General features: G+C 62.6%; 5 protein-coding genes. 2 read left to right on the forward strand and 3 right to left on the reverse strand.

What is annotated here, in order from left to right; genetic code table 11:
* Positions 1-9: 9 nt before the first annotated feature.
* A complete protein-coding gene (gene istA / locus RHIZ70P_RS22575) occupies positions 10-1539 on the forward strand; it encodes an IS21 family transposase (RefSeq protein WP_006023735.1) in 1530 nt (509 codons plus the stop codon).
* The gene (istB, locus tag RHIZ70P_RS22580; RefSeq protein ID WP_006023736.1) at positions 1529-2323 is read left to right on the forward strand and encodes an IS21-like element helper ATPase IstB; all 795 of its coding nucleotides are present in this window, start codon (positions 1529-1531) and stop codon (positions 2321-2323) included. The genes istA and istB overlap by 11 nt, the downstream gene beginning before the upstream one ends.
* Before the next feature lie 47 nt (positions 2324-2370).
* Here the strand turns inward: istB and phnC are convergent, their stop codons facing one another.
* From phnC to RHIZ70P_RS22595, 3 genes are read right to left on the reverse strand one after another with little or no spacing between them, the layout of a single operon-like run.
* Positions 2371-3279, reverse strand: coding sequence for a phosphonate ABC transporter ATP-binding protein (gene phnC / locus RHIZ70P_RS22585; RefSeq protein WP_235842323.1), 909 nt, complete (start codon positions 3277-3279; stop codon positions 2371-2373).
* A 3-nt stretch (positions 3280-3282) separates the two neighbouring features.
* A complete protein-coding gene (gene phnE / locus RHIZ70P_RS22590; RefSeq protein WP_024922083.1) occupies positions 3283-4095 on the reverse strand; it encodes a phosphonate ABC transporter, permease protein PhnE in 813 nt (270 codons plus the stop codon).
* Between the two features lie 58 nt (positions 4096-4153).
* Complete coding sequence (locus tag RHIZ70P_RS22595; RefSeq protein WP_115672807.1) at positions 4154-5032, reverse strand: phosphate/phosphite/phosphonate ABC transporter substrate-binding protein; 879 nt, start codon at positions 5030-5032, stop codon at positions 4154-4156.
* Positions 5033-5229 lie beyond the last annotated feature (197 nt).

Genomic DNA, 5229 nt, shown 5'->3' on the forward strand with positions numbered 1-5229 from the left:
GTGATCGACATGGAGTTATTGAGCGTCATCCGACGCTGGCATTACCGGGATCACCTCTCGATCCGGGATATCTCCCGCCGCACCGGCCTTTCGAGGAACACCGTGCGCAAGTACCTGCGGGCGGACAGCGTCGAACCCCGGTTTCATCTTCCCGAGCGGTCGAGCAAACTCGATCCCTATGCCGATAAGCTCGCAGCGATGCTGCGGGTCGAGAGCGGCAAGTCGCGCAAGCACAAGCGTACGATCAAACAGCTGCACGCTGATCTGGTGACCCTCGGCTATGAGGGGTCGTACAATCGGGTCGCGGCCTTTGCCCGGGACTGGAAGGCTGCCCGGTTGCGTGAGCAACAGACCAGCGGCCGCGGTACTTTCGTGCCGCTGGCCTTTGTGCCGGGCGAGGCGTTCCAATTCGACTGGTCGGAGGATTGGGCGATCATTGCCGGCGAGCGCACCAAGCTCCAGGTCGCCCATGTCAAGCTGTCCTACAGTCGGGCCTTCACGCTTCGAGCCTACCTGCTCCAGACCCACGAGATGCTGTTTGATGCCCATAACCACGCCTTCCGGGTGTTGGGCGGCGTGCCACGGCGGGGCATCTACGACAACATGAAGACGGCCGTCGACAAGGTCGGCCGCGGCAAGGAACGCCAGGTCAACATCCGCTTCTCGGCCATGGTGAGCCACTTCCTGTTCGAGGCGGAGTTCTGCAACCCCGCTTCCGGCTGGGAGAAAGGGCAGATTGAGAAGAACGTACAGGATGCCCGTCATCGGCTCTGGCAACCCCTGCCGAACGTTCCCTCCCTGGAAGCTCTGAACGACTGGTTGGAGACCCGGTGCCGGGAGTTGTGGTCACAGACCGGGCACGGCTCGCAGCCCGGCTCGATCGCCGATGTCTGGAGCGAGGAGATCCGGCACCTGATGGCGGTGCCGCGGCCGTTCGACGGCTTCGTCGAGCACGCCAAACGCGTTTCCCCGACCTGCCTCGTTCATCTGGAGCGCAATCGCTACAGCGTGCCGGCCTCCTTCGCCAACCGTCCGGTGAGCCTGCGGGTCTATCCCGACCGGATCGTCCTCGTCGCTGAAGGGCAAGCAATCTGCGAGCATCGCCGAGTGTTCGCTCGCTCTCATGATCGTCTGAGCCGGACCGTCTATGACTGGCGGCATTATCTGGCCGTCGTCCAGCGCAAGCCCGGTGCCCTGCGCAACGGCGCGCCGTTCGCTGAGATGCCGCCCGCGTTTCGATCCCTGCAGCAGCACTTGCTCAAGCGGCCAGGCGGTGACCGCGAGATGGTCGAGATTCTGTCCTTGGTCCTCCAGCACGATGAGCAGGTCGTGCTCACGGCCGTAGAGCTCGCCCTTCAGGCCGGCGTGCCGACCAAGACCCACATCATCAACCTGCTGCACCGGCTGATCGACGGTACGCCGCTGAGCACGCCAACGATCCCGGCTCCCCCCGCCCTCACGCTGACCACTGAGCCTCAGGCCAACGTCGAGCGCTATGACGCCCTGCGCCGAGCCAGGGAGGCGCGCCATGCGTCATAATCCAGCCAGTGGAGCCATCGTCATCATGCTGCGCAGCCTCAAGATGCATGGCATGGCCCAGGCCATCACGGAGCTAACGGAACAGGGATCACCGGCCTTCGAGACCGCCATGCCGATCCTCGCACAACTCTTGAAGGCCGAGACCGCCGAACGGGAGGTGCGATCGACCACCTACCAGCTCAAGACCGCGCGCTTCCCGGCCTATCGCGACCTCGCCGGCTTCGACTTCGCCAGTAGCGAGGTCAACGAGGCGCTCGTCCGCCAGCTCCATCGCTGCGAGTTCCTCGACGACGCACACAACGTCGTCCTGATCGGCGGTCCGGGTACCGGCAAAACCCACATCGCCACGGCTCTCGGAGTCCACGCCATCGAGCATCATCACAAGCGGGTCCGCTTCTTCTCCACCGTCGAGCTCGTCAACGCCCTCGAACAGGAAAAGGCCCAGGGCAAAGCTGGACAGATCGCCGGCCGCCTCGTCCACACCGATCTCGTCATCCTCGATGAACTCGGCTATCTGCCGTTCAGCGCCTCCGGCGGCGCCTTGCTCTTCCACCTGCTGAGCAAGCTCTATGAGCGCACCAGCGTCATCATCACCACCAATCTCAGCTTCTCCGAATGGGCCACGGTCTTCGGCGATGCCAAGATGACCACGGCCTTGCTCGACCGGCTCACGCACCACTGCCATATCCTGGAGACCGGAAACGACAGCTTCCGCTTCAGAGCCAGCTCGACCAAACCACCCAAACCCTCAAAGGAGAAGCCCCGAAACTTGACCGCAACCTGACCCAAGACCACCATCACCCCGGGTCACTTCTCAGTGGAAATCCAGGGTCACTTCTCGCCGGAAATCAACAGAAGGGCCGCCCTGCGGTCTTTTTCCACGGTCGAATGGTGGTCCGGCATCCCGGAGTGCCCGGTCGTAGCAGTGTTCGATCGCAGGTCCGCGGAACCGTAAAGCGCGTCATACGCAGCCTCGTCCAAGCTCTGCGTCGGCGCATCGACGACAACGCGGCCACGCGCAAGACCGATGACGCGATCGGTGAATGTGCGAGCATAGCCGACCTGATGCAGGCTGCAGATCACGGCAACGCCTTCGTCCCGCGCGATGTCCTTGAGAAGTTGCATGACCCCGGCGGCCGAACTGGGGTCGAGACTTGCAACCGGCTCGTCGGCGACGATCAACCGTGGCTCCTGGGCGAGCGCGCGCGCGATCGCGACCCGCTGCTGCTGCCCGCCGGAGAGCGTGTCGGCGCGCTGGAGCGCGTGATCGAGCATGCCGACACGCTCCAGGCATTCGAACGCCCTGAGCTTGTCCGCGCGCTCGTAGCGGCGGAATATGCCGCGCCAGGTCGGTAAATAACCGAGCCGCCCGGCCAGCACGTTGTCGAGAGCCGTGAGCCGGCGCACCAGATTGAATTGCTGGAAGACGACCGCGATTTGTCGCAGCTCGCGGGGCGTCAGCCGCTCGATCTCGGTGCCGCCGAAGCGAATGCGCCCCGCGTCCGATTTGGCCGAACCGGTGATACAGCGAAACAGCGTGGTTTTACCGGCGCCGCTCGGTCCCAGAACCGCAACGAATTCATGCTCCATCAACGAAAAGCTCACATTCTCCACCGCCGACCGCGCCCCGAAGCTCTTCGAGAAGTCCTCGACGGTGAGCACCGGCGGCTTGCCGACAATGTCCGGCTGCGAGCCTAACGTGCGCCCATTGGCAGATGTCGTGTCCACGGCGTCACCCATTGGTCAAACAAGCCTCTTGCGCAGCCACCCCGACAGCCAGTCCAGCGCTGTCACGACAATGAGGATGACGGCTATGATTGTGAAAAGCCGGGAGAAGTCGAGAAGGTCCATGCTGTTCTTCAGCTCCTGGCCGATGCCGCCTGCGCCGACGACGCCCAACACAGTGGAGGCGCGGACGTTGAACTCCAGCCAGAACAGCGAGGTTGAGAGTAGAAGCGGCAGAATATCCGGCAGGAGCCCGTATGTGAGTGCGGTAAGTCGCCCCGCACCGGTTGCGCGGATCGCATTGTGAGGACCGAGGTCCGCGCTTTCGATCTGATCGGCGAAGAACTTGGCGGCCGTGCCGGCCGTGTGGAGGGTTATGCCGAGCACACCTGCGAACGGCCCGAGCCCGACCGCGGCCACGAACAACAGCGCAAACACGAAGGAATCGATTCCACGCAGCGCGTTCAGAAACCACCTCGTCGGGAAATACAGCAACGGAAAGGGCGTGATATTGCGGCTTGCCAGGATCGCAAAAGGCAACCCGATCAGCGTGGCGAGCGTTGTGCCAATCGCGGCCATGGCGACCGTTTCCGCCGTTCGCCAAAGGAACACCGGCAGTTCCTCGAACTTCGGCGGCCAGGCTCGCGACAGCCAATCCCAAAGTCTTGGGAGACCCGTGGCGAGCTTGCCGAGGTCCAGCTGCGCGAGTTCGGCGGCGACCAGATAGAAAGCAACGATAATCGCTACGAGCAACCAGCCTTTTACTCGCGCAACGCTGAATGTGCGTTGCGCAGCTTCGAGCTTGGCAAGGGCTTCTGCAGCGGATTTCATCCCGCCGTGACCAGCGATCGAGCCCTCGAGGAGACGTCTCGCTCCCGTAGCGTTCATCTCACACCTTTGCCTTGATCTTGCCGACGGAGATGCCGGCATTCTCGATCGACCTGTAGGAGGCATGGGTCGCCGCGACAAAGCCGGTGTACAGGTTCGGCAGCAGCAACTTTGCCTGCTCGACCGTGATCGCGGTCAGGATGGCCTGCACCTTGCTCGACATCTCGGCGGAAGCGTTGGCGGGTACCGCGATGGCATCGTTGGGCAGCGGGTCCGATGTCCAGATGATCTTGTTTGAGTCCTCCTTGACCCGGCCGGATGCGATCATGACATTGCGGTTGCGGTCGAAGTCGGTAGCCATGTCCACCTGGCCAGACGAGACAGAGATCTCGTTGGCCCCGTGTGTGGCCCCTTCGCTGTACTTCCAGAAGGCCTTGGGATCGATTTTCCAGACTTCCTTTGCGTAGAAGGTCGGGATCAACCAGCCGGATGTGGAGCCGACGTCGGCAAAGGAAATCGATTTGTCCTTCGTATCGTCGGGGAATTTCGTCACCTTGAGATCGGGCCGCGCAATGATGATGGCCTGATAAGTCGGCTTTTCATCATATTTGACGGTGGCGACCGCCTGACAACCGGTCGCGTTGTTGGCAATGATGTAGCCCCACGGCCCCATCCATGCCAGATCGAGCTGACCGCCGCCCATGGCAACTGCCATCCCGGCCCAATCGGTGGTCGCCGAGAGCTCGAAATCTGCACCGAGCTCTTTTGCAATATGGGCAAATACCGGCCCGAACGCCTTCTTCGTGTCCTCGGGGTTGGGCAGAAGCGGTCCCACCGCGAATCGAAGTTTCTTGGTCTGCGCGATGGCTGGCCGAAAAACTGAAGTGGCCGCCGCCGCCGCCGCGGTGGTCGCCAGGAACTTGCGTCTGTTAATGCTCATAACGTCTCCACACATTGCTAGATCGAACAGGGACTGACTTAAGGGTCAGTAGATTGATGCCTTCGCTCGCGAACCCGATGTACAGCGCTCCGCCGCCGACCAGCGCCGCACGGACCGGGTTTCGTTCATCGATGCCGTTTCTGGAAACGGGGCGGACGCACACAGATCGGCCAGAATCAAACGTGCGCCGTCGCACC

This window comes from Paenirhizobium selenitireducens ATCC BAA-1503, assembly GCF_900492185.1.
Classification (GTDB): Bacteria; Pseudomonadota; Alphaproteobacteria; order Rhizobiales; family Rhizobiaceae; genus Allorhizobium; species Allorhizobium selenitireducens_A.